Consider the following 22,257-nt stretch of genomic DNA (forward strand, 5'->3'; position numbering starts at 1 on the left):
CCGGGAGCACTCCACCGGATATATAGTTAACGCATATAAATCATCAGCGCGCCGACGCGCTTCCCGCTCGGGCGCGCACCTCCGCCTGGGCCGGCGACCCACGACACCCCATACGAAACGCACGAAGGACTCTTTTGGCCCGCACCGGCATCTTCACCAAAGATCACCCGCACTACCGCTGGGTGGCGCTCTCCAACACCACCCTCGGCATGCTCATGGCGACGATCAACTCCTCGATCGTCATCATCTCGCTGCCCGCCATCTTCACCGGCGTCAAGCTGAACCCGCTGCAGCCGGGCAACGTCTCGTACCTGCTCTGGATGCTGATGGGCTACATGCTCGTCACCGCCGTTCTCGTCGTCATGTTCGGCCGGATGGGCGACCAGTACGGGCGCGTCCGCATCTACAACCTCGGCTTCGTGATCTTCACGGTCGCCGCGATCGCGCTCTGCCTCGACCCGTTCAGCGGCGGCCCCGGCGCCATGTGGCTGATCGCCTGGCGGTTCGTCCAGGGCATCGGCGGCGCCATGCTGTTCGCGAACTCGACCGCGATCCTCACCGACGCGTTCCCGGCCAACAAGCGCGGCTTCGCGCTCGGCCTCAACCAGGTCGCCGCCATCGCCGGCTCCTTCATCGGCCTCATCCTCGGCGGCGTGCTCGCCGAGATCGACTGGCGCGCCGTCTTCTTCGTCTCGGTGCCGTTCGGCGTCATCGGCACCATCTGGTCGTTCAAGTCGCTGCACGAGGTCGGCCAGAAGAACCCCGGCAAGATCGACTGGCTCGGCAACGTCACCTTCGCGATCGGCCTCATCGCGCTCCTGACCGGCATCACCTACGGCATCCAGCCCTACGGCGGCTCGTCGCAGGGCTGGGGCAACCCGTGGGTCCTCGGCTCGATCGTCGGCGGCATCCTGCTGCTGATCGCGTTCGTAATGATCGAGCTGAGGGTGCCCTCGCCGATGTTCGACATGCGGCTGTTCACGATCCGGGCGTTCTCGTCGGGGATCTTCTCGGGCTTCCTCGCGGCGATCGGCCGAGGCGGCCTCCAGTTCATGCTGATCATCTGGCTGCAGGGGATCTGGCTGCCGCTGCACGGCTACAGCTACGAGTCCACGCCGCTGTGGGCGGGCATCTACATGCTGCCGATCACGATCGGCTTCCTCATCGCCGGCCCGGTCTCGGGCGCGCTCTCCGACCGGTTCGGATCGCGGGCGTTCGCCACCGTGGGACTCGTGCTCGTCGCTGTCACCTTCATCGGCCTCCTGCTCATCCCGGTGAACTTCGAGTACTGGCAGTTCGCGCTGCTGACCGGCCTGAACGGCATCGGCTCCGGCCTGTTCTCGTCGCCGAACCGCACGGCGATCATGAACAGCGTGCCGCCGAACGAGCGCGGTGCGGCATCCGGGATGGCAGGCGTCGCCCTCAACGCCGGAAGCTCGCTCTCCATCGGCATCTTCTTCTCGCTGATGATCGCGGGCCTCTCGGTCGCGCTCCCGACGGCGCTCACCACCGGGCTGACCTCGCACGGCGTGCCGCAGAACGTCGCCGCGCAGATCGGCGCGACCCCTCCGGTCGGCAGCCTGTTCGCCGCATTCCTCGGCTACAACCCGATCGCGAGCCTGCTCGGGCCGACCGGCCTGCTGCAGTCCCCGCACGTGGACGCCGCGACGCTGACGGGCAAGGAATTCTTTCCTCAGCTCATCTCCGGACCGTTCCACGACGGCCTCGTGGTGGTGTTCATCGCCGCGGCGGCGATGAGTCTGATCGGCGCCGTCGCCTCGTTCCTCGGCGGATCCAAGTATGTTCATGAGGAGGCGGTCGCAGCCGCGCGGCCGGCCCTTGTGGAAGGCGAGGAAGTCGGTGCAGGGCGAGCGTGAGGATTCCGGACGGCCGACGACCGGTGACGACGATGTCGCCGGCCGCCTGGCCCTTGCCGTCGGACGGCTGAACCGCCGGATCCGCTCGGCCACGGGAGGGCTCAGCCACGGCCAGCTCTCGGCGCTCTCCACGATCGTGCGCAGCGGGCCGCTGCGGCCGAGCGAGATCGCCGCGATCGAGGTCGTGGCGGCTCCCACGATCACACGCGTGGTCTCCGACCTGGAGGCGCGTGGGCTCGTCGAGCGCACGCCCGACCCGGCGGACGGTCGTTCGTTCCTGGTGTCCGGCACGCACGCCGGAACCGAGCTGCTGCTCGCAGCCCGCTCCGACCGGGCGCGGGCGGTGGCCGCGATCCTGGCAGAGCTGGAGCCGGAAGATGTGGAGGCCATCCGCGCGGCGATGCCTGCGCTGGAACAGGCCGCCCACAACGCGCGCCCCACCCCGGCTTCCTGAGCGCACTCCGACTCGGCGACCCTTCGGTCAGGTGCGCGGCGGGCGGCGCTGGCGGGGCGGACGGCGGACGGCGACGACCGGGTGGGCGCCGGTGTAGCCCTCGCGGGCCTGCGCGATCGCCAGGATGCGCGAGCGCTGCGCGTACCAGCCCAGGATGAGCAGCGGGATGATGATCACCAGCGAGGCGACCGTGAACGTGCCGGTCGGGTAGTCGAACGCCATCAGCACGATCACCGACGCCAGGAAGGCGAGCGTCAGGTAGGCGGTGAACGGCGCCCCGAACAGCCGGAACGACGGGCGCGCGAGCTTGCCCTGCAGCGACCACTTCCGCAGCTGCATCTGGCAGAGGATGATCATCGCCCAGCTCGTCACGATGCCGAGGGACGCCACATTCAGCACGATGTTGAATGCCTCCGCCGGCACGATCAGGTTGAGGAAGACACCGAGGATGCCGATCGCCGCGGTGAGCAGGATGCCGCCGTACGGCACGCCGCGCGTGTTCATCCGCGCCGTGAAGGCCGGAGCCGCGCCGGTCTGCGCCATCGAGTGCAGGATGCGGCCGGTCGAGTACATCCCCGCGTTCAGGCTCGAGAGCGCAGCCGTGAGCACGACGAAGTTCATCACCGAGCCGACGATCGCGCTGAGCTGCGGGCCGCCGAGGTGGCTGAAGAAAGTGACGAACGGGCTCTCGCTGCCGCTGTAGGCGCTCGCCGGGAGGAGCAGCGCGAGGAGCAGCACCGAGCCGCAGTAGAAGACGGCGATGCGGAACACCACGCTGTTGATCGCGCGCGGCATGATCTTCTCCGGGTTCTCGGTCTCGCCGGCCGCGATGCCGACCAGCTCCACGCCCGCGTAGGCGAAGACGACGCCCTGCACGAGCACGATCGCCATGCCGATCGTGGCGACGCCGTGGGGAGCAGCCAGCCGTTCTGAGCGAGCATCGCGAGACCGGTCGGGCCCACGTCCGTCGGCCAGCCGGCCGCGAGCACGATGATGCCGACCACGAGGAACGCGACCAGCGCGCCGACCTTGATGATCGCGAACCAGAACTCCATCTCGCCGAACACCTTCACCGAGATGAGGTTGAGGCTGACGACGACCACCAGCGCGATCAGCGCGAGCAGCCACTGCGGCACCGACGTGAAGAGCTGCCAGTACTTCACGTAGAGGGCGACCGCGGTGGAGTCCACGATCGCCGTCATCGCCCAGTTGAGGAAGTACATCCAGCCGGCGACGTACGCCATCTTCTCGCCGTAGAACTCGCGCGCGTAGGAGACGAACGACCCGGACGACGGCCGGTGGAGCACGAGCTCGCCGAGTGCGCGCAGCACCAGGAACGCGAAGAACCCGCACACCGCGTAGACGAGGACGAGCAGGGGGCCGCCCTGCTCGAGCCGGCCGCCCGCGCCGAGGAAGAGGCCGGTGCCGATGGCGCCGCCGATCGCGATCATCTGGAGCTGCCGCGACGACAGCGACTTGTGGTAGCCCTCCTGCTCGCTGGAGAAGTCCTGCACCGCCTGGGATACGTCGCCCAGGTGCTCGCGGCGATTCTCCAGCTCGTCGGCGGGGTCGTGTGGTGTGCTCATCGGCGCCTCCCGTGGTCCGGCGTCCTACAGTACCCGGTGCTTTCGGCGCGATCGCAACCGCCGAGGGGCGCGTAAACGCCCCTGCCGGGCGGGTGTAGGGGCGGTCACGTGCCCGTCGGCGGTGGAGGTCAGGCGACGGCGAGCATGCCGGCGGCGGCGACGGCGAGGACCAAGCCGACCCACTGCACGGGGGCGATGCGCTCGCGCAGGACGAGCGCCGCGAGCACGATCGTGCCGGCGGGGTAGAGCGCCACGAGCACCGACATCGTGGTCAGGTCGCCCGCCCGCAGCCCCAGCAGGATGAGCACGTTGGCGGAGGCGTCCAGCAGCCCGGAGCCGAGCGCGAGCAGCAGGCCGCGCCTGCTGAGCCGGCGGGAGACGCCGCGCGCGGCCAGCACGCCGATGATGGTCCACGTGATCGCGGCGTTGACCGTGCGGTTGGCGACGAGCGGGACGAGTCCCGAGTCGGCCGGCGTCTGGTTGAGCATGATGAGGAACACGCCGATCAGCGCGCCCGCGGCGACGGCCATCCCGAGCGCGCGGCCGGTGGGACGCACGGCGCCGCGCTCCGGGACGAAGCCGACCAGCACCACCGCGACCAGCGCGAGGCCGAGGGCGACGTAGCCGATCGGGGCGAACCGGTCGCCGCCGGCGAGGCCCCAGACCATCGGCACGACCGCCGAGACGAGCGCGGTGAGCGGCGAGAGGATGCTCATCGGCCCGATCGCGAGGCAGGCGTAGAGCAGCGCGACCGCGAGGGCGCCGACGGCTCCGGAGGCCGCGCCCCAGCCGAGCGCGGCGGCCGACCAGACGCCGCCGACGAACGGGAGGGCGGCGAGGAGGAGGACCAGGCCGCCGACGGCGCCCAGCGCGGTGGTGCGCAGCGGGCCGATCGCGCGAGCGGCGAGGCCGCCGACGAAGTCGGCCGAGCCGTAGACGAGCGCGCTGAGCAGGCCGAGGATCGCGGCCGGCATCAGGCCCGGGCCGGTGAGGTGAGGAGGTGTGCGGTGCCGGGTGCTTCGGGGTGCGTCCGCATGGGCCGATCGTAGCGGAGGGCGGCGGTGAAGCTCAGTTCGTCCTCCACAGTGGCTCTGCCTGCGTGACTTCTCCACAGATTCTCGACCGGGGCGGCTCGGTCGGCGGCGGTCGTTACGATCGAGGGATGAGCTGGAACACGTGGGAGCCCGACGACCGGGAGGCGCCGCCCTTCGACGAGCCGCCCTTCGACGTCGAGCCGCCCTTCGACGTCGAGCCCCCGCTTCCCGACTTCGGCGACGACCCGTATGCGGAGCTGCCGTTCTCGGACGCGCCGCCGGTGGTTCCCTCGGACGGTCCGTCGGCCACGGCCGCGTCCCGGACCCCGCGGGCGACCCCGGCGCGCTTCGCCTCGGCCGCCGAGGCGCTGCGCACCGTGTTCGGCTACGACTCGTTCCGCGGGCAGCAGGTCGCCATCATCGACCGTGTCGTGGCGGGCGGCGACGCCGTCGTGCTCATGCCGACCGGCGGCGGCAAGTCGCTCTGCTACCAGATCCCCTCGCTGGTCCGGGAGGGCACCGGCGTCGTCGTGTCGCCGCTCATCGCCCTCATGCAGGACCAGGTCGACGCGCTGACCGCGGTGGGCGTGCGGGCGGCGTTCCTCAACTCGACGCAGGACGCCGGCCAGCGTTCCGCGGTCGAGCGCGCCTACCTCGCCGGCGAGCTCGACATCCTCTACGTCGCTCCGGAGCGGCTGTCCAGCGAGGCGACCAAGCGATTCCTGGAGCGGGGCCGTGTCGCGCTCTTCGCCATCGACGAGGCGCACTGCGTCTCCCAGTGGGGCCACGACTTCCGGCCCGACTATCTGGCGCTCTCCGAGCTGGCCGAGCGCTGGCCGGACGTCCCGCGCATCGCCCTCACCGCGACCGCGACCGACGCGACCCACCGCGAGCTCACCGAGCGGCTGCGCCTCCAGGACGCCGAGCACTTCGTCTCCGACTTCGACCGGCCGAACATCCAGTACCGCATCGTGCCGAAGGTGGAGGTCCGCAAACAGCTTCTCGACTTCATCACCGGCGAGCACCCGGGGGAGGCCGGCATCGTGTACGCGCTGTCTCGCAACTCGGTCGAGCGCACGGCCGAGTTCCTCTCCGGCCGCGGGCTGAATGCGCTCCCGTACCATGCAGGCCTCGACGCGCAGACCCGGGCGCGGACCCAGTCACGATTCCTGCGCGAGGACGGCGTGATCGTTGTGGCGACCATCGCGTTCGGCATGGGCATCGACAAGCCGGACGTGCGCTTCGTCGCCCACATCGACCTCCCGAAGTCGGTCGAGGGCTACTACCAGGAGACCGGCCGCGCCGGCCGCGACGGCCTCCCGTCGACCACCTGGCTGGCCTACGGGCTGCAGGACGTCGTGCAGCAGCGCCGCATGATCGACGAATCCCCGGGCGACCTCGCGCACCGCCGTCGCCTGACGCAGCACCTCGACGCGATGCTCGCCCTGTGCGAGACCGTGCAGTGCCGCCGGGTGAACCTGCTCAACTACTTCGGCCAGCGCGCCACGCCCTGCGGCAACTGCGACACCTGCCTCACCCCGCCCGAGACGTGGGATGGAACGGTCCCGGCCCAGAAGCTCCTCTCGACGGTCGTCCGCCTGCAGCGCGAGCGCAACCAACGCTTCGGCGCCGGCCACCTCATCGACATCCTCCGCGCCAAGCGCACCCCGCGCGTCGACCAGTACGGCCACGACCGGCTGTCGACCTGGGGTATCGGGGAGGAGCTCGGCGAGAGCCAGTGGCGCGGCGTCGTCCGCCAGCTCATCGCACAGGAGCTGTTGAAGCCGGAGGGCGAGTACGGCGTCCTCACCCTGACCCCCACGAGCGCCGAGGTGCTGTCCGGAGGCAGGGAGGTCGTCCTCCGCCGCGAGCCGGAGCGCGCGGTGCGCTCCTCCCGCGGCGCCCGCTCCGTCGCCGCCGCCGACCTGGCGCCCGCCGACGCCGGCCTCTTCGAGGCGTTGCGCGCGTGGCGTGCGAGCGAGGCGAAGACGCAGGGGGTACCGGCCTACATCGTCTTCGGCGACGCGACCCTCCGGGCCGTCGCCGCCGCGCGCCCGTCCACCCTCGCCGACCTCGACGGCATCAGCGGCATCGGCGCGAAGAAGAAGGAGACGTACGGGGAGGCCCTGCTGGAGGTGGTGGCCGCCGAGGGCTAGCCCGGCGTCCCCACCTCGCACTCCAGCGCCACCTGCCCTTCCGCCACACTCACGGCAAAAACCAAGCACCAGTCGGTTTATGATCGGAACCGTTCACCCGTGACGCCCGAAGGAGTGCGAATGACCGACACGACCGCTACCGACCCGACCACGGCCGACCTCCCCGTCGACCCCCGCTTCCGCGACGCGAGCCTCCCGCTCGACGAGCGCGTCGAGAACCTGCTCGGCCAGATGACCCTGGAGGAGAAGGCCGGCTTGTTCTTCCAGACCATGATCACCATCGGCGACGGTGGCACGGTCGCCGGCCCGAACCCGCTGTTCGGGATCGCGGACAGCGCCGAGATGATCCGTGACCGGCACATGACCCACTTCAACGTGTTCGGCGCCGCCGGCTCGGCCGCCGAGATGGCCGAGTGGCACAACCGCGTGCAGGAGGTCGCGGCGAGCACCCGGCTCGGCATCCCGGTCACGCTCTCCACCGACCCGCGGCACTCGTTCAGCGACAACCCGGGCGCCGCGATCATGGCCGGCCCGTTCTCGCAATGGCCGGAGACGCTCGGCCTCGCGGCGATCGGCGACGAGGAGCTCGTGGAGCGGTTCGCCGACATCGCCCGCCAGGAGTACACCGCGGTCGGCATCCGGGTCGCCCTGCACCCGCAGATCGACCTCGCGACCGAGCCGCGCTGGGCGCGCCAGGTCGCCACCTTCGGCGAGGACGCCGACCTCACCTCCCGCCTCGGCGCCGCGTACATCCGCGGCTTCCAGGGCGCCGAGCTCGGCCCGGACTCCGTCGCGACGATGACCAAGCACTTCCCCGGCGGAGGCCCGCAGAAGGACGGCGAGGACCCGCACTTCCCCTACGGCCGCGAGCAGGTCTACCCGGGCGGCGAGTTCGAGACGCACCTCAAGCCGTTCGAGGCCGCGTTCGAGGCCGGCACCAGCCAGATCATGCCGTACTACGGGATGCCGGTCGGCACCGAGTACGAGGAGGTCGGCTTCGGCTTCAACAAGTCCGTCGTCACCGGCCTGCTGCGCGAGCGCTACGGCTTCGACGGGATCGTCTGCACCGACTGGGGGCTGCTCTCGGACGCCGAGATCGCCGGTCAGCCGTTCCCCGCCCGCGCCTGGGGCGTCGAGCACCTGAGCACGCGCGAGCGGATGGCGAAGGTTCTGGATGCGGGGGCCGACCAGTTCGGCGGCGAGGCGATCCCCGAACTCCTGATCGACCTGGTCCGAAGCGGCGAGCTGCCGGAGGAGCGACTCGACACCTCCGCCCGGCGCCTGCTGCGCGAGAAGTTCCGGCTCAGGCTGTTCGACGCGCCCACGGTCGACCCGGCGCGCGCGGCGGAGGTCGTCGGCAACGCGGAGTTCGTGGCGGCGGGGGAGGCGGCGCAGCGCGCGTCGGTCACGCTGCTGAAGAACGAGGCCACGCGGCTGGGCGAACGCCTTCTCCCGCTGGCCCGCGGCACGAAGGTGTTCGTGCGCGGCTTCGACCCGGAGGCCGTGGCCGGCTACGCGACCGTCGTCGCCACCCCGGAGGAGGCCGACGTGGCGCTGGTGCGCCTGCACGCGCCGTACGAGCAGCGCTCGACGATGTTCGAGAACTTCTTCCATGCGGGCTCGCTCGACTTCCCGCAGGAGGCCATCGACGACGTGCTCGCCATCGCCCGCGCCGTCCCGACCGTGCTGGAGGTGTTCCTCGACCGCCCGGCGATCCTCACGCCGTTCGCGGGGGAGGTCCGCGCCATCGCGGTCGACTTCGGTGCGAGCTCAGCGGCCCTGCTCGACGTGCTGTTCGGGGAGGCCGCGCCGCAGGGGCGCCTCCCGATGGACCTGCCGTCGTCGATGGCGGCGGTGGTCGAGAACCGCCCGGATGTGCCGTTCGACACCGCTGACCCGCTCTACCGGTTCGGCCACGGGTTGAGCTACTAGCGCTCAGCCGTTTCCGAGGCTCAGCATCTTCTGAGCCTCGGCCCTGGTCGCCCACGGATCGCAGGCGTACAGTGCCCTTTCCGTGGGGCGATCAGGGAATCTTTCGTCCCCGTCCACGGTTATGTCAGTTGGCGTAATTTCGCGACGATCTCGAAGGAGGGATGAAATGGCACGGAGGATCGAAGAGCTCGAGGACGAGACCGGCGCAATCATCAAGTACAGGCGGCACGCGAACGGCAAGGGGCTGGTGTCCCCCACGGCGCGCGTGGCGGACTCGGCCCGCATCGAGCCGACCGCCTACGTGGAGGCCGACGCCCGCGTGGGACTGGACGCCTACATCGGCGCCGGGAGCTGGATCGACTCCGGCGCGACGATCGGCGACCGCACCTTCGTCGGCGCCAACGTCCACATCGGCAAGGGCTGCGTCATCGGCAGCGGTGTGCGCATCGGCAGCAACGTGAAGGTGGGCGACAACGCCATGATCGGCAACGGCGCCCGCGTCGACCGTGACGAGCAGATCGCGGCAGGCACCGTGATCGAGCTGCGTGGGGCGACCGCCGCGCGCGCTGCCCTCGCGGCTCTGCCGCGCGAGACCCGGGTGACCCGCCGGGCGGCCTGAGCCGCTACCGGCACCCAACGCTCTTGTCCATACCCGATGACGTTCGGGACGGCGTTTTGGAGCATCCCACAAACGGCCCGCGGACCTCGCGGGCCGTTTTTGTCGCCTCCGCACCGACGGTTTCGCTCCGCTCGCCGCCTCGTCGTAGCGTGACGATGACCCCGAGACATCGAAGAGGAAACTCATGGTTGATACCGCCGAGCGCGCGCCCGAGAAGTCCAACGCAATGAAGTCCGGCACCCCCGTCGTGGACGCGGCCGCCAGCGAAGCCGCTGCCGCAGCAGCCGCGACCGCCCCGGCCGGCGCCGCGCCGCGCGTCGACGTCGCGGCGCTGGGCCGCCAGCTCCTGGGCACCTGGGCCGAGGTCCGGCTGGCTTCGCGGGAGCTCTCGTCGCGACCCGATCTGCAGAAGGTGGAGGGCCTCTCCGTCGCCGACCACCGCAAACGCGTCTTCGGGCAGCTCAAACTGCTGGTCGACAACGGCCAGGTGCACCGCGCCTTCCCGAAGTCGGTCGGCGGCATGGAGGACCACGGCGGCAACATCGCCGCGTTCGAGGAACTCGTCGCGGCCGACCCGTCTCTCCAGATCAAGTCCGGCGTGCAATGGGGGCTCTTCGGCGCCGCCGTGCTGCACCTCGGCACCGAGCGCCACCACACCGCCTACCTTCCGGCGATCATGTCGCTCGACGTGCCCGGCGCGTTCGCGATGACGGAGACCGGCCACGGCTCCGACGTCGCCGCCATCGCGACCACCGCCGCCTACGACCCGGAGAGCCAGGAGTTCGTCCTCGACACCCCGTTCCGCGGCGCGTGGAAGGACTACCTCGGCAACGCGGCGGTCGACGCCACCGCGGCGGTCGTGTTCGCGCAGCTCGTCACGAAGGGCGTCAACCACGGCGTGCACGCCTTCTACGTGCCCATCCGCGACGCGAACGGCGACTTCCTGCCCGGCATCGGCGGCGAGGACGACGGCCAGAAGGGCGGCCTGAACGGCATCGACAACGGGAGGCTGCACTTCACCGGTGTCCGCGTCCCGCGCACCGACCTCCTGAACCGCTACGGCGACGTCGCCGAGGACGGCACCTACAGCTCGCCCATCGCGAGCCCGGGCAGGCGGTTCTTCACCATGCTCGGCACGCTCGTCCAGGGCCGCGTCTCGCTCGACGGCTCCGCGGTGATCGCGTCGAAGATCGGCCTGAAGATCGCGCTCACCTACGGCGACCAGCGCCGCCAGTTCACGTCGGGCAGCGACACCGACGAGGAGGTCGTGCTCGACTATCAGCGCCACCAGCGCCGGCTGCTCCCGCTGCTGGCGACCACGTACGCGGCGAGCTTCGCGCACGAGAAGTTCCTGCACAAGTTCGACGACGTGTTCAGCGGAAAGGCCGACACCGACGCCGACCGCCAGGACCTGGAGACCATCGCGGCGGCCCTCAAGCCGCTCAGCACCTGGCACGCGCTCGACACCCTCCAGGAGGCGCGGGAGGCGTGCGGCGGCGCGGGGTTCCTCACCGAGAACCGGATCACCTCGCTGCGCCAGGACCTCGACATCTGGGTGACGTTCGAGGGCGACAACAACGTCCTCCTGCAGCTCGTGGCCAAGCGGCTGCTGACCGACTTCAGCCGCAAGTTCGCCAAGGCGGATGCCGGCGCGCTGGCCCGGTACGTCGTGGTGCAGGCGGCCGGCAAGGCGTACCACGGCTCGGGGCTCCGCAGCGTCGGACAGACCGTGCGCGACTTCGGCTCGACGGCACGCTCGGTGAACTGGCTGCAGGAGTCCGCGACGCAGCGCGAGCTGCTCACCGACCGCGTGGCGACGATGATCGCCGAGATCGGCGGACGGCTGCGCCCGGCCTCCAAGCTCGGCAAGAAGGCCGCGGCCGACCTGTTCAACTCGCAGCAGAACGAGCTGATCGAGGCCGCCCGCGCCCACGCCGAGCTGCTGCAGTGGGAGGCCTTCACGGAGGCGCTGGAGCAGGCTCCGGACGCCGGCACCAAGCAGGTGCTGACCTGGCTGCGCGACCTGTTCGGCTTCGGTCTGATCGAGAAGCACCTGGCCTGGTACCTGATCCACGGCCGCCTGTCGCCGCAGCGCGCGCAGGCCGTCTCGGCGTACATCGACCGGCTGCTCACGCGCATCCGCCCGCACGCGGTCGACCTGGTCGACGCGTTCGGCTACGGCCCGGAGCTGGTGCGCGCCAAGATCGCGAGCGGCGCCGAGGCCGAGCGCCAGGCGGAGGCCCGCGCCTACTACGCGGCGCGCCGCGCCGACGGCACCCTCCCGACCCCCGAGAAGGCCCCTTCCAAGCACCGCTGACCCGGCGATTCGTGCCGAATGTCGCGCGCGCCGAGCAGCGACATTCGGCACGAATGTGCGGTTTGGCGTGCGCAATCACGACATTCGTGACGAATGTCGGCCGGGGGCTCGCTAGAGGAGGCCGAGGGTACGCACGGCGTCGCGCTCGGCCGCGAGCTCGGCCACCGAGGCGTCGATGCGCTCGCGCGAGAAGGCGTCGATCGCCAGGCCCTGGACGATCTCCCAGCGGCCGGCGACACTCCGGACCGGGAACGACGAGATCAGGCCCTCCGGCACGCCGTAGGAGCCGTCGGAGACGACCGCTGCCGAGGTCCAGCGCTCGCCGGTGCCGTTCACCCAGTCGCGCACGTGGTCGATGGCGGCGCTCGCCGCGGAGGCCGCCGACGAGGAGCCGCGGACCTCGATGATCTCGGCGCCGCGCTTGGCCACCCGCGGGATGTACTCGTCCGCGAGCCAGTCCTCGTCCACGAGCTCCGTCGCCGGGCGGCCGTTCACGGTCGCGTGGCTGAGGTCCGGGTACTGGCTGGCCGAGTGGTTGCCCCACACGATGACGCCCGCGATCGCGTGCACGGGAACACCGAGCTTCGCCGCGAGCTGCGCGACCGCGCGGTTGTGGTCGAGCCGGGTCATCGCGGTGAAGCGCTCGGCCGGGATGTCCGGCGCGTGCGCGCTCGCGATGAGCGCGTTGGTGTTGGCGGGGTTGCCCACGACGAGCACGCGCACGTCGTCGGCCGCCACGTCGTTGAGCGCGGCGCCCTGCGGTCCGAAGATGCCGCCGTTCGCTTCCAGGAGGTCGGCGCGCTCCATCCCGGCGGTGCGCGGCCGGGCGCCGACGAGCAGGGCGACGCTCGCGCCGTCGAAGGCGACGCGCGGGTCGTCGGTGACGTCGACCCCGTGCAGCAGCGGGAAGGCGCCGTCCTGCAGCTCCAGCGCCGTGCCCTCCGCGGCGCTGAGCCCGGCCGGGATCTCCAGCAGCCGCAGCCGCACCGGCACGTCGTGCCCGAGCAGCTGCCCGGAGGCGATGCGGAAGAGGAGGGCGTAGCCGATCTGTCCACCGGCGCCGGTGACGGCGACGGTCACGGGGGTGCTCATGCCGCGAGCCTAGCCCTGTCGGCGGGCCGCGCGGCGTGAGGGGCGCGAGGCAGTGGGCCGCTACAGTCGCACCATGCGCACTCTCTACCCGGAGATCGAGCCGTACGACAGCGGGATGCTGGACGTCGGCGATGGCCAGCAGGTGTACTGGGAGACCAGCGGGAACCCCGAGGGCAAGCCGGTCGTGTTCCTGCACGGCGGCCCCGGCGGCGGCAGCACGCCCTCCCATCGGCGGCTGTTCGATCCCGAGCGGTACCGGATCGTCCTGCTCGACCAGCGCAACTGCGGCCGCAGCCTCCCGCACGCGAGCGACCCGGACGCCGACCTGTCGGCGAACACCACCTGGAATCTCGTCTCCGACCTTGAGAAGCTGCGCGAGCACCTGGAGATCGAGCGCTGGCAGGTGTTCGGCGGCTCGTGGGGCAGCGCGCTGGCCCTGGCGTACGCGGAGACGCATCCCGAGCGGGTGACCGAGCTGATCGTGCGCGGCATCTTCACGTTGCGCCCGGCCGAGCTGGACTGGTTCTACGAGGGCGGCGCCGCGGCGCTGTTCCCCGACCTGTGGGAGGGCTTCGTGGAGCCGGTGCCGGTGGAGGAGCGCGGCCACCTGATCCGCGCCTACAGCCGGCTGCTCGCCGACGAGGACCCGGCCGTGCACGGTCCGGCCGCCGTCGCCTGGTCGCGCTGGGAGTCCTCCACGATCACGCTGCTGCCGCGGCCGGAGGTCGTGGCCACGTTCACCGAGGAGAAGTACGCGGTCGCGTTCGCGCGCATCGAGAACCACTACTTCGTCAACGGCGGCTGGTTCGAGGAGGATCAGCTCATCCGCGACGCGTACAAGCTGGAGGGCATCCCGGGCGTCATCGTGCAGGGCCGCTACGACGTGTGCACGCCGGCGATGACGGCGTGGGACCTGCACCGGGCGTGGCCGGAGGCGGAGCTGAACATCATCGCGGACGCCGGGCACGCGTACGACGAACCGGGGATCCTGGACGCGCTGATCGAGGCGACCGATCGTTTCGCGGGCGGTGAGCCGGCCGGAGTAGCCGCGGACGACGAGGGCTCGGACGAAGCGGGCTCGGACGAAGCGGGCGCGGACGAAGCGGGCTCGGACGAAAAGGCCGCGCACGAAGACGTGGCGGACGAAGAAGCCGCAGGAGAAGAGGCCGACGAAGAGGCCGCAGACGCAGAACGCGCGGACGCAGAACCTACGGACCCCCAGGACACCGAGGAGTAGCCCGCTCAGCCCGCGAGGGCCGCGAGCGCCTTCCGGAGCTGCGTGGAGGAGGTCGTCATCGTGTACGGGAAGTACACGACCTCCACGCCGACCGCGGCGAACTCCCGCTCGAGCCGGAGGCCCTTCTCGGTGCCGCGCCAGTCGTCGCCCTTGAAGAACACGTCGAAGTGCAGCTCGCGCCACATGTCGAGCTTGTCGGGGACGGTCTCGGCGACCGCCTGGTCCACGTAGGCGATGTGGCGCACGATCTCGATCCGTTCCGCGAGCGGGATCACCGGGTCGACGCCCTTGGTGAGCCGCAGCATCTCATCGGAGACCACGCCGGCGATCAGGTAGTCGCACTGGCTCTTGGCGTGCTTGAGGATGTTGAGGTGTCCGATGTGGAACAGGTCGAACGCTCCTGCGGCATAGCCGACGCGTCTCGTCACTCGATGGCCTCCTTCGGGTGAGGTATCCTCACCTATTCTGGCGAATAGGTGAGGATTTGTCACCCCTTGAACGGAAGCAATCCGGACCGGTTCGTCAGCCCTTCGTCGTGCGGAGGGCGGCCGCGATGACGCGGGTCGCCGCCGTGATCTGGGCGAAGGCCGCGTCGAAGGCGGCATCGCCGAGGCCGTACGGGTCGAGGATGTCGCCCTCGGCGTAGCCGCGCCGGGTCGCGCTGTGGCTCACGACTCCCGCCGGCGGCCGGTGCGCGGCCGCCCACTCGACCAACCCGGCCGGGTCGTGCGCGGCCGGGTCGGTGTTCCGGACGGCATCCGCGAACTCGGTAAGGGCGAACGCGCGGCGCACGGTCGACGGCGCGCGGTGGACCACCCACTCGCGGTGCTCGCGCGTCGCGGTGAGAATGAGCCCGGAGCCGGTGAGCATCGCGGGATCGGCCTGCCGGGCGACGAAACCGTCGACGGAGATCCCGTCCGCTTCCAGCAGCCGGCCCATCGGGGGATTCACCGGCCAACCCGTCATGGCGTGCGTGCCGGCGGAGGACACGGCGAACCGCCGGGCCGCGCTGTCTGCGACCGCCAGCTCGTGGGCGAGGAGCAGGTCCATCGCGGGGGAGCGGCAGATGTTCCCGGTGCAGATCGCGAGGATGTCGAAGCGCGTCCGTGCCGTCATGCAGACATTCTGTCCGAAACGACGAGCTCACGCCGAGCGAGGTTCATGGCACCCGAAAAGGGGGTGGGCGCGCGATGGTGCTTCTGCCGTCGGCGGGGATAGACTCTCTTGCCCTGTGTGCGCTCTCAGGCAACGTCTGATAGGTTGCCATTCAATACTCCCGCGCAGAAGGCCTGGTCTCACTTTCTCGCTCTTTGAACGCGACGAGCAGCATTGGAAACCCCCTTCAATGGCATCAGCCCGACACCGCTCCGGCGGTACACACACCCCTGCCCCCCGTAAGACACGAAACATCCTCATCGCCGGCGTCGCCGGAGCCGCAGCGACGGCTCTCGCCGCCGTCGGCCTCCCGGCCCTGACGGCGGCCGCGATGGCCGCCCCGACCAGCTACAGCACCGGCGCGCACATCGTCTCCGACGACTTCTCGCGCACCACCAGTGGCGGCTGGGGCTCGGCCCAGGTCGGAGGCGCCTACTCCGTCAACAAGGCCTCGGCTTTCTCGACGGCGAACGGCGCCGGAACGATGTCGATCCCGAGGCCCGGCGCCTCGCTGACCGCGTCGCTCCCGTCCGTCTCGGCGGCCGACCTCACGTCGTCCGCGACGATCGCGATCCCGACCATCCCGACGAAGGGCAACGGCGTGTACGCCGGTGTCCAGGTCCGGTCGACCGGTAGTTCGTACTACCAGGCCAACATCCGGGTCGGCGCCGGCGGGTCGCTCGGCGTCTCGATCATCCGCGTCAACGGCTCGACAGCGAGCCAGACCACGGTCGGGCGCGAGGTCCAGGTCGCCAAGGGCCTGAAGGCCGGCGCGTCCGTGCAGCTCCAGTTCCAGGCGACCGGCCGCGATCCGGTGCACCTCCAGGCCCGCGCCTGGCAGGTCGGCGCTGCGCAGCCCGGCTGGCAGCTGACGGCCGACGACTCGGCTTCCGCGCGCTTGACCGGCGCCGGCCGGATCGCCGCCTGGTCCTACCTCTCCAGCGCGTCGGCGATCGAGCCCGTCGCCTTCGACGACCTCGAGGCCTACGCGCTGAAGGCTGCGGGGTCGGCTCCGGCCACCACGGCTCCCGCGTCCTCGACGCCGGCGTCGTCGACGCCCACCCCGACCGCCACCCCCACGTCCGGCACGACGCCGACGCCGACGCCCACCCCGTCGTCCGGCACCGCGCCGAGCGGAGACGCCGGCATCGACCAGGGCGTGGCCCGGGCTTCCGCCGGCTCCGCTCCGATCGGCACGACCGCCTACCCCGTCCCCTCCGGCGCCTACTTCGTGGCGACGGGCGGCAGCGACGGCGTTGCGCGCTCCAGCGAGTCTGCCCCGTGGCAGACCGTTCAGCACGCGGTCGACAGCGTCCCGTCCGGCTCCACCATCGTGGTGCGCGGCGGTACGTACCACGAGACCGTGACCATCCCCCGCGGCAAGCAGGTGACCATCCAGGCCTACCCGCACGAGGCGGTCTGGTTCGACGGCAGCCGCACGGTCGGCTCGTGGGCGAAGTCGGGCTCCACCTGGGTGTCCGGCGGCTGGAACGTCGCCTTCGACGACAGCCCGACCTACACCCGCGGCGCACCCGACGGCACGGCTTCCGGCTGGCAGTTCGTCGACCCGGCGTACCCGATGGCGGCGCACCCCGACCAGCTCTTCGTGGACGGAGTCTCCCTCAAGCAGGTCGCCTCGCGTTCCGCGGTGACGGCCGGGACCTTCTACGTCGACACGGCGGCCAAGCAGCTCGTCATGGGCAGCGACCCGAGCGGTCACGACGTCCGGGCGAGCGACACGGTCAAGGCATTCGTGGTCCTGGGCGACGGCAGCGCGCTCAAGGGCGTCGGCATCCGCCGGTACGCGCCCTCGGTGCCCGACATGGGCGCCGTCCAGATCTACGCGAACAACGTGACGGTTGCGAACAGCTCGATCAGCGACAACGCCACGACGGGCCTCGCGATCGGCGGGCTGAACGCCACGGTCGACCACGTGACCGTCGCCCGCAACGGGATGCTGGGCGCGCAGGCGACCTACGCCGACGGGCTCAAGGTCAACGGGCTTCTCGCGCAGGGCAACAACAGCGAGCACTTCAACCGCGCGCCGGTCGCCGGCGGCCTGAAGGTGGCCCGCTCGCGGGGCATCACCGTCACCGGCAGCAACTTCCTCGGCAACTACGGGAACGCGCTCTGGTTCGACGAGTCGGTGTACAACGCGTCCATCTCGAACAGCGACATCATCGGCAACAGCGGTAACGGTCTCGTCGCCGAGATCTCGGCCAAGTTCGCCATCGCGAACAACGTCATCGCCCAGAACGGCATCGCCGGCATCCTGGTGAGCGACACCGGGACCGTCGACATCCGGAACAACACCCTCACCGGCAACGCCCGCGACATCAACATCGCGCAGGGCACCCGTCGTGCGAGCGACCTGTCCGTCGCGGGTCACGACCCCCGCCAGGCTCTGCCGGACCCGACGGTGACCTGGATCACCCAGGACATCACGGTGGCGAACAACATCATGGCCCAGAGCACCGGCGACGCCGTGCTCGCCGTCGAGGACTACAGCCACTGGCACTCGGCGGCCCAGATGAACATCCAGACCCAGGGCAACGTCTACCAGCGACCGAGCGCAGGCTCGCCGAACTGGCTGATCGTCTGGTCGCGCGGCGCCGGGAACCCGGCCGTCTACACGACGCTCTCGGACTTCACGGCCGCGACCGGGCAGGACCGGACGTCCCGCCTGTTCGACGGTCAGAACGTGCTCGCGAGCGACTACACGCCGTTGCCGGTCGTGACGGGCCTGACCTCCAGTCTCGGCGTGCCGTTCCCGGCCGCTGCGGCGGCGCTGACGGGCAAGCCCGCGGGCTCCCTGCAGCTCGGCGCCTGGGGCTAGCAGGTCCCGATCCCACCGACAGTGCGGCTCATCGCTTGGCGATGAGCCGCACTGCTGCGATCACCCCCAGGACGTCCCGGCGGACGGGCGGGAAGCACAGAGCGGCCAGACCGTAGACCGCCACCGCACCGACGACGGCAGCGACGACCTGGAGGACGGCCGACGTCGAGCCGAGCACGGCGGTGGCCGACCAGGCGACCGCCCCGGCCGCTGCCGCGACGGCGAGCACGCGCCCTGCCCCGGCGTAGAGCCGGGCGGTCGGGACCGGCGTCCGGCGCGAGAGCCACCAGAGCGAGAGCGGCCACGACAGGGCGGGCGCGACCGCGTAGGCGATCGCGATCCCCATCACACCGCCGAACGAGCCCACGACGATGCAGACCCCTTTGATGACGGCGCTCACGAGCGAGTAGCGCAGCAGCGTTCCGGTCAGCCCGCGCGAGACATAGGCCCAGTAACCCACGAACGCGAGGATCTGGAACACGCCCGCCACGGCGAACAGTCGCAGGATCGGAGCGGCGTCCAGCCAGGCGTTCCCCAGGAGCAGACGGGTCAGCGGTTCGGCCGCGCCCGCGACGAGCGCCAGGCCGGCGACAACCGTATAGCCGAGGGCGAGCTGCCCGCGGCAGAGCCACTCGCCGAAGCGCTCGCGGTCATGCTGAAGGCGGGAGAAGATCGGCAGCGCCACGGTCGTGAGCGGGATCCGCACCTGGTTCAGCGGCGTCATCAGCAACTGGAACGCGCGGCTGTACACGCCGAGCGCCGACGGACCGAATCTGACGCCCACGAGGATGTTGTCGACGTTGTTGCTCGCGTAGGCGATCAGCTGCGAGCCGAGCATGTTCCAGCCGAAGGCGAGGAAGTGCCCGATCGGCTCCCGCCTGCGCGGCAACGCGGGCCGCCAACGACCGGCGACCACCAGCATGAGCACCAGTGTCACGGCCTGGGTGAGCTGCTGCACGACGAGGGCCCAATAGCCCCAGCCCGTGCTCGCGGCGACCACCGCGACGCCGAATGCGACGGCCGGCGCGGTGACATCGGCGGCGGCGACCGCGGCGAACCGCATCCGGCGCACCAGGTCAGCGCGATACTGCGTGCCGACGCCGTTGATCAGGAAGGTGAAGGCGAGCGCGTGCCCGATCGGGACGAGGTCGGGCTGGCCGAAGCCGAGGGCGATCAAACCCGAGCCCGCGAATACGGCCGCGGTCAGGGCCGCGCCGATCGCGGTGTTCACCCAGAACAGGTTGCTGCGCTGACCAGGCGTCACCGTCTCCGCCTGGATGGTGGCCGACGAGAGACCGAAGTCGCGGAACAGCTCACCGACTCCGATGATGGCGACGACCATCGCGATGAGTCCGTAGTCGTGCGGAGTGAGCAGCCGGGCCAGCACGACCACGGAGGCGAGCTGGACGAGGACCTTGCCGCCCTGCGCCCCGAGCGTGACCGCGGCTCCCCGTGCGGCGCGCGCGCCCAGCCCGGCGACCGACGGGCGCTCCTCCGCATCTCCGCCGGAGGCTCCGCGCGAGGATGAACGCAGTGTCATCGTCCCGTCCCCTCCCGGCGGCCGAGCTCGGCGCGAAGGGCACGAGCCCGCCGGAAGCTGCCCCGTGCCACCCGCACCGTCTCGCGCAGACGCGGGACGGCCAGGGCGACGAGGCCGAACCCGTGGAAGCGCGGGACCCGCACGCCGGCCAGCCGCGCGCCGAGCAGCCGGCCGGCGAGGGTGCTCCGGCGGGTGGTCTGCAACGGCTGGACGGAGGCGAGCTCGTCGATCTCGATCGGGTTGACGGAGATCACGCCCGCCTCCACCGCGCGCAGCACGATGTCGTAGCCGCGCTCCGTGCGGGCGATGAGCGCGCTGCGTCCTGCGCCTTCGGCGAAGACCGGGTAGCCCCTCTCATCGGATCGCCAGAAGTCGGCGGCCGTGATGTCGGCGCTCTCGCCGACGCCGTCGGCGCAGATCTTGCAGCGCCACTGCACGGCGGGCCCGAGCGCGCTGCCCCAGGAGTCGTCGTAGCTGGCGTCCGCGGTCGTGCCGTCGGGGTGTTCGATCGTGAAGCGGCCGGGCCACCCGCGCCCGCGGTACCAGAGGTCGCGCAGCGGAGCCGAAGCGGGCGCCCCGAGGTCGGCCGCGAGGGCGTCGGTGGCGTGCTGGCCCGGGGTGCCTGCGCAGAAGAACGACAGCAGCACGGGGCTGCGCTCCGCGGTCGCGTCGAGATCGCGGGTGAGCGCGCGGATCGCGCCGACCTCGCACGGCTTGCCGACCATGACGGTTCCGGGCAGGAGGGCCTCCGGGCGTCCCGCGCTCGCCGTCGGCGCGTACCGGGAGCCGGCCGCGGCGATCGCCTGCTCCCGCGAGAGGATGCTGACGCTGACGGTGCGGCGCGGCTCGCTCGCGTCGGCTCGTGCGCCGACCATGCGTGCCGACTCGCCCGTCTCGAGCAGCCAGGCGGCGATCGCCGTGAGCGCGCCTCCGCTGCTGCCCTGGAACCGGATCTCGGGATCGGTGGCCCAGGCCTTCCAGACCCGGATGTACGGTCCCATCGTCGGGTGGCGGCGACCGACGGCCGGGAGCACCGCGCGCACCGAGACTCCCGGGCACGCCTCACGGAAGCGATCGACGACGGCCGGATCGGGCGTCTGGACTTCGGCGGACGGCTCCGCGCGCGGAGCCGGGCGCAGGTCGCCGCGCTCGTCCAGCCGCATCTCCAGGCCAGGGTCGAGGAGGGTGCAGGCACCGCAGCCGCTGCACGCCCCCGACGCGACGACGCGGGCGACCGCGGCGCGGAGCGGGGTCTGCGTGCCGTTTCCCGGCGTCATCGTGGCGGTCATGCCGCGCGCCGTCCGGCTCGCGCCGAAAGCAGTGCGACAGCGGTCTCGAGGCGCTCGTGCGCCGTCGTGACGAGCCGCGTCGTGTCGGCTTCGAGGGCGCTGTCGTCGAGCAGCGCGAGCGCATCGGCCGCGGGGTCGGCAGTCGCGCGCAGGTCGATCGTGCGGGTCCAGCCGAGGTCCGCGAGCAGCGGCGCGAACTTGCGCGAGTAGGCGAGCGGGATGGCGGGCGTGCCGACCGAGAGGGCGTTGAGGCACGCGTGCATCCGCGAGCCGAGCACGACGCGGGCCGACGCGACCGTTCGCCGCACGTCGTCGAGGTCGCGCGGGATCACGAGCTCGCTGTGCGGAGCGCCCGCCTCCGCGACCTCGTGCAGGGCGCGGACGTCGGAGTCGGGGTTGTCCGACTCGAGGACGTGCGCCAGGAGGGTGACCTCCCGGCCGGCCGCCGCCAGTCCGTCGAGCAGCCGGAGGACGGTCCGCCGGTAGTGCTGCGAATCCACATGAGGGTTGGGGTGCCAGAGCAGCCCGGAGACGTTGACGACCACGTCGCGCGTCTGTTCGACGGCCGGACGGTCGAGCGCGAACACGACGTCGGTGGTGGTGGCGTCGGCCGGTCGGCCGAGCCGCGCCGCGGTGGCGGCGCTCGCCGAGTCGCGCGCGAGCACCAGGGCCGCGCGCCGCAGGCTGCGACGCGCGATCGCGCGCCCCCGCGCCGAGGCGAACGGACCGATCGTCTGCGGCCCGAGGACGACGGGGACCCCGGCCTGGCTCGCGAACTCGGCAACCGTGGACATCACCATCAGGCGGTTGGCGCCGTAGATGTCGGCGAAGCTGTCTCCGGAACGGGTGTCCACGACCAGATCGAAGCCGCGCAGCCAGTCGATCATGCCGCTGCGCCCGGTGATGCGCTCCTTGACGAGCGAGCGGACGCGGCCGATGGGGAGTTGCGGCACCCGTCGGCCGTAGTTCTGGAAGACGATCTCGGAGTCCGGGTCGACGCGCCGGATCAGGGCCGCGGTCCCGGCGCCGAGCGCGCGCACGCCCAGGTTGGGCGAGGCGTCGTCCGCCCAGAGGACCAGCGTTCGCATGTGGGTGCTCCATCGTCGGGATCGCTCGGAGAACTTACGTGAGAC

General features: G+C 71.3%; 14 protein-coding genes and 2 pseudogenes. 8 read left to right on the forward strand and 8 right to left on the reverse strand.

What is annotated here, in order from left to right:
- Positions 1-134: 134 nt before the first annotated feature.
- Both ACRAWC_RS14775 and ACRAWC_RS14780 read left to right on the forward strand, forming a co-directional pair.
- Positions 135-1,877, forward strand: a complete 1,743-nt coding sequence (locus ACRAWC_RS14775; RefSeq protein WP_431348406.1) for an MFS transporter — start codon at positions 135-137, stop codon at positions 1,875-1,877.
- Positions 1,861-2,331 (forward strand): MarR family winged helix-turn-helix transcriptional regulator, encoded by a 471-nt coding sequence (locus tag ACRAWC_RS14780; RefSeq protein WP_431348407.1) that lies wholly within the window; start codon positions 1,861-1,863, stop codon positions 2,329-2,331. Before ACRAWC_RS14775 ends, ACRAWC_RS14780 begins: the two co-directional genes overlap by 17 nt.
- Before the next feature lie 27 nt (positions 2,332-2,358).
- Here ACRAWC_RS14780 and ACRAWC_RS14785 read toward each other — a convergent pair.
- Together ACRAWC_RS14785 and ACRAWC_RS14790 are read right to left on the reverse strand one after the other, a co-directional pair.
- A pseudogene (locus ACRAWC_RS14785) lies at positions 2,359-3,917 on the reverse strand (amino acid permease).
- Positions 3,918-4,045: 128 nt separating this feature from the next.
- A complete protein-coding gene (locus ACRAWC_RS14790) occupies positions 4,046-4,891 on the reverse strand; it encodes an EamA family transporter (RefSeq protein WP_431348408.1) in 846 nt (281 codons plus the stop codon).
- A 188-nt stretch (positions 4,892-5,079) separates the two neighbouring features.
- Here ACRAWC_RS14790 and recQ point away from each other — a divergent pair, with 188 nt between their 5' ends.
- The 4 genes from recQ to ACRAWC_RS14810 all read left to right on the forward strand — a co-directional run bounded on the left by recQ (position 5,080) and on the right by ACRAWC_RS14810 (position 11,975).
- Complete coding sequence (gene recQ / locus ACRAWC_RS14795; protein ID WP_431348409.1) at positions 5,080-7,107, forward strand: DNA helicase RecQ; 2,028 nt, start codon at positions 5,080-5,082, stop codon at positions 7,105-7,107.
- Between the two features lie 120 nt (positions 7,108-7,227).
- Positions 7,228-9,039 (forward strand): glycoside hydrolase family 3 protein, encoded by a 1,812-nt coding sequence (locus tag ACRAWC_RS14800; protein WP_431348410.1) that lies wholly within the window; start codon positions 7,228-7,230, stop codon positions 9,037-9,039.
- 166 nt (positions 9,040-9,205) lie between these two features.
- Positions 9,206-9,658, forward strand: coding sequence for a DapH/DapD/GlmU-related protein (locus ACRAWC_RS14805; protein WP_431348411.1), 453 nt, complete (start codon positions 9,206-9,208; stop codon positions 9,656-9,658).
- 184 nt (positions 9,659-9,842) lie between these two features.
- Entirely contained in the window at positions 9,843-11,975 is a 2,133-nt protein-coding gene (locus ACRAWC_RS14810; RefSeq protein ID WP_431348412.1) for an acyl-CoA dehydrogenase, read from the forward strand.
- Between the two features lie 111 nt (positions 11,976-12,086).
- Here the strand turns inward: ACRAWC_RS14810 and ACRAWC_RS14815 are convergent, their stop codons facing one another.
- On the reverse strand, positions 12,087-13,067 hold the full coding sequence (locus ACRAWC_RS14815) for a malate dehydrogenase (protein WP_431348413.1): 981 nt from the start codon (positions 13,065-13,067) through the stop codon (positions 12,087-12,089).
- Positions 13,068-13,140: 73 nt separating this feature from the next.
- Between ACRAWC_RS14815 and pip the strand changes: the two are divergent.
- Positions 13,141-14,091: pseudogene (pip, locus tag ACRAWC_RS14820) on the forward strand (prolyl aminopeptidase); the annotation flags it as partial.
- A 218-nt stretch (positions 14,092-14,309) separates the two neighbouring features.
- Here pip and ACRAWC_RS14825 read toward each other — a convergent pair.
- Both ACRAWC_RS14825 and ACRAWC_RS14830 read right to left on the reverse strand, forming a co-directional pair.
- A complete protein-coding gene (locus tag ACRAWC_RS14825) occupies positions 14,310-14,732 on the reverse strand; it encodes an adenylyltransferase/cytidyltransferase family protein (RefSeq protein ID WP_431348414.1) in 423 nt (140 codons plus the stop codon).
- A gap of 94 nt (positions 14,733-14,826) precedes the next feature.
- Positions 14,827-15,420, reverse strand: coding sequence for a hypothetical protein (locus tag ACRAWC_RS14830; RefSeq protein WP_431348415.1), 594 nt, complete (start codon positions 15,418-15,420; stop codon positions 14,827-14,829).
- 229 nt (positions 15,421-15,649) lie between these two features.
- Between ACRAWC_RS14830 and ACRAWC_RS14835 the strand changes: the two genes are divergently transcribed.
- Positions 15,650-18,295, forward strand: a complete 2,646-nt coding sequence (locus ACRAWC_RS14835; protein ID WP_431348416.1) for a right-handed parallel beta-helix repeat-containing protein — start codon at positions 15,650-15,652, stop codon at positions 18,293-18,295.
- Positions 18,296-18,323: 28 nt separating this feature from the next.
- On the opposite strand, the gene ACRAWC_RS14840 is transcribed toward ACRAWC_RS14835, so the two are convergent.
- The 3 genes from ACRAWC_RS14840 to ACRAWC_RS14850 are packed head-to-tail and all read right to left on the reverse strand — an operon-like array spanning position 18,324 to position 22,212.
- Positions 18,324-19,835, reverse strand: a complete 1,512-nt coding sequence (locus ACRAWC_RS14840; protein ID WP_431348417.1) for a lipopolysaccharide biosynthesis protein — start codon at positions 19,833-19,835, stop codon at positions 18,324-18,326.
- On the reverse strand, positions 19,832-21,124 hold the full coding sequence (locus ACRAWC_RS14845; protein WP_431348418.1) for a Coenzyme F420 hydrogenase/dehydrogenase, beta subunit C-terminal domain: 1,293 nt from the start codon (positions 21,122-21,124) through the stop codon (positions 19,832-19,834). Before ACRAWC_RS14845 ends, ACRAWC_RS14840 begins: the two co-directional genes overlap by 4 nt.
- Positions 21,121-22,212 (reverse strand): polysaccharide pyruvyl transferase family protein, encoded by a 1,092-nt coding sequence (locus ACRAWC_RS14850; protein WP_431348419.1) that lies wholly within the window; start codon positions 22,210-22,212, stop codon positions 21,121-21,123. Before ACRAWC_RS14850 ends, ACRAWC_RS14845 begins: the two co-directional genes overlap by 4 nt.
- Positions 22,213-22,257 lie beyond the last annotated feature (45 nt).

Source organism: Leifsonia sp. L25, assembly GCF_050632895.1.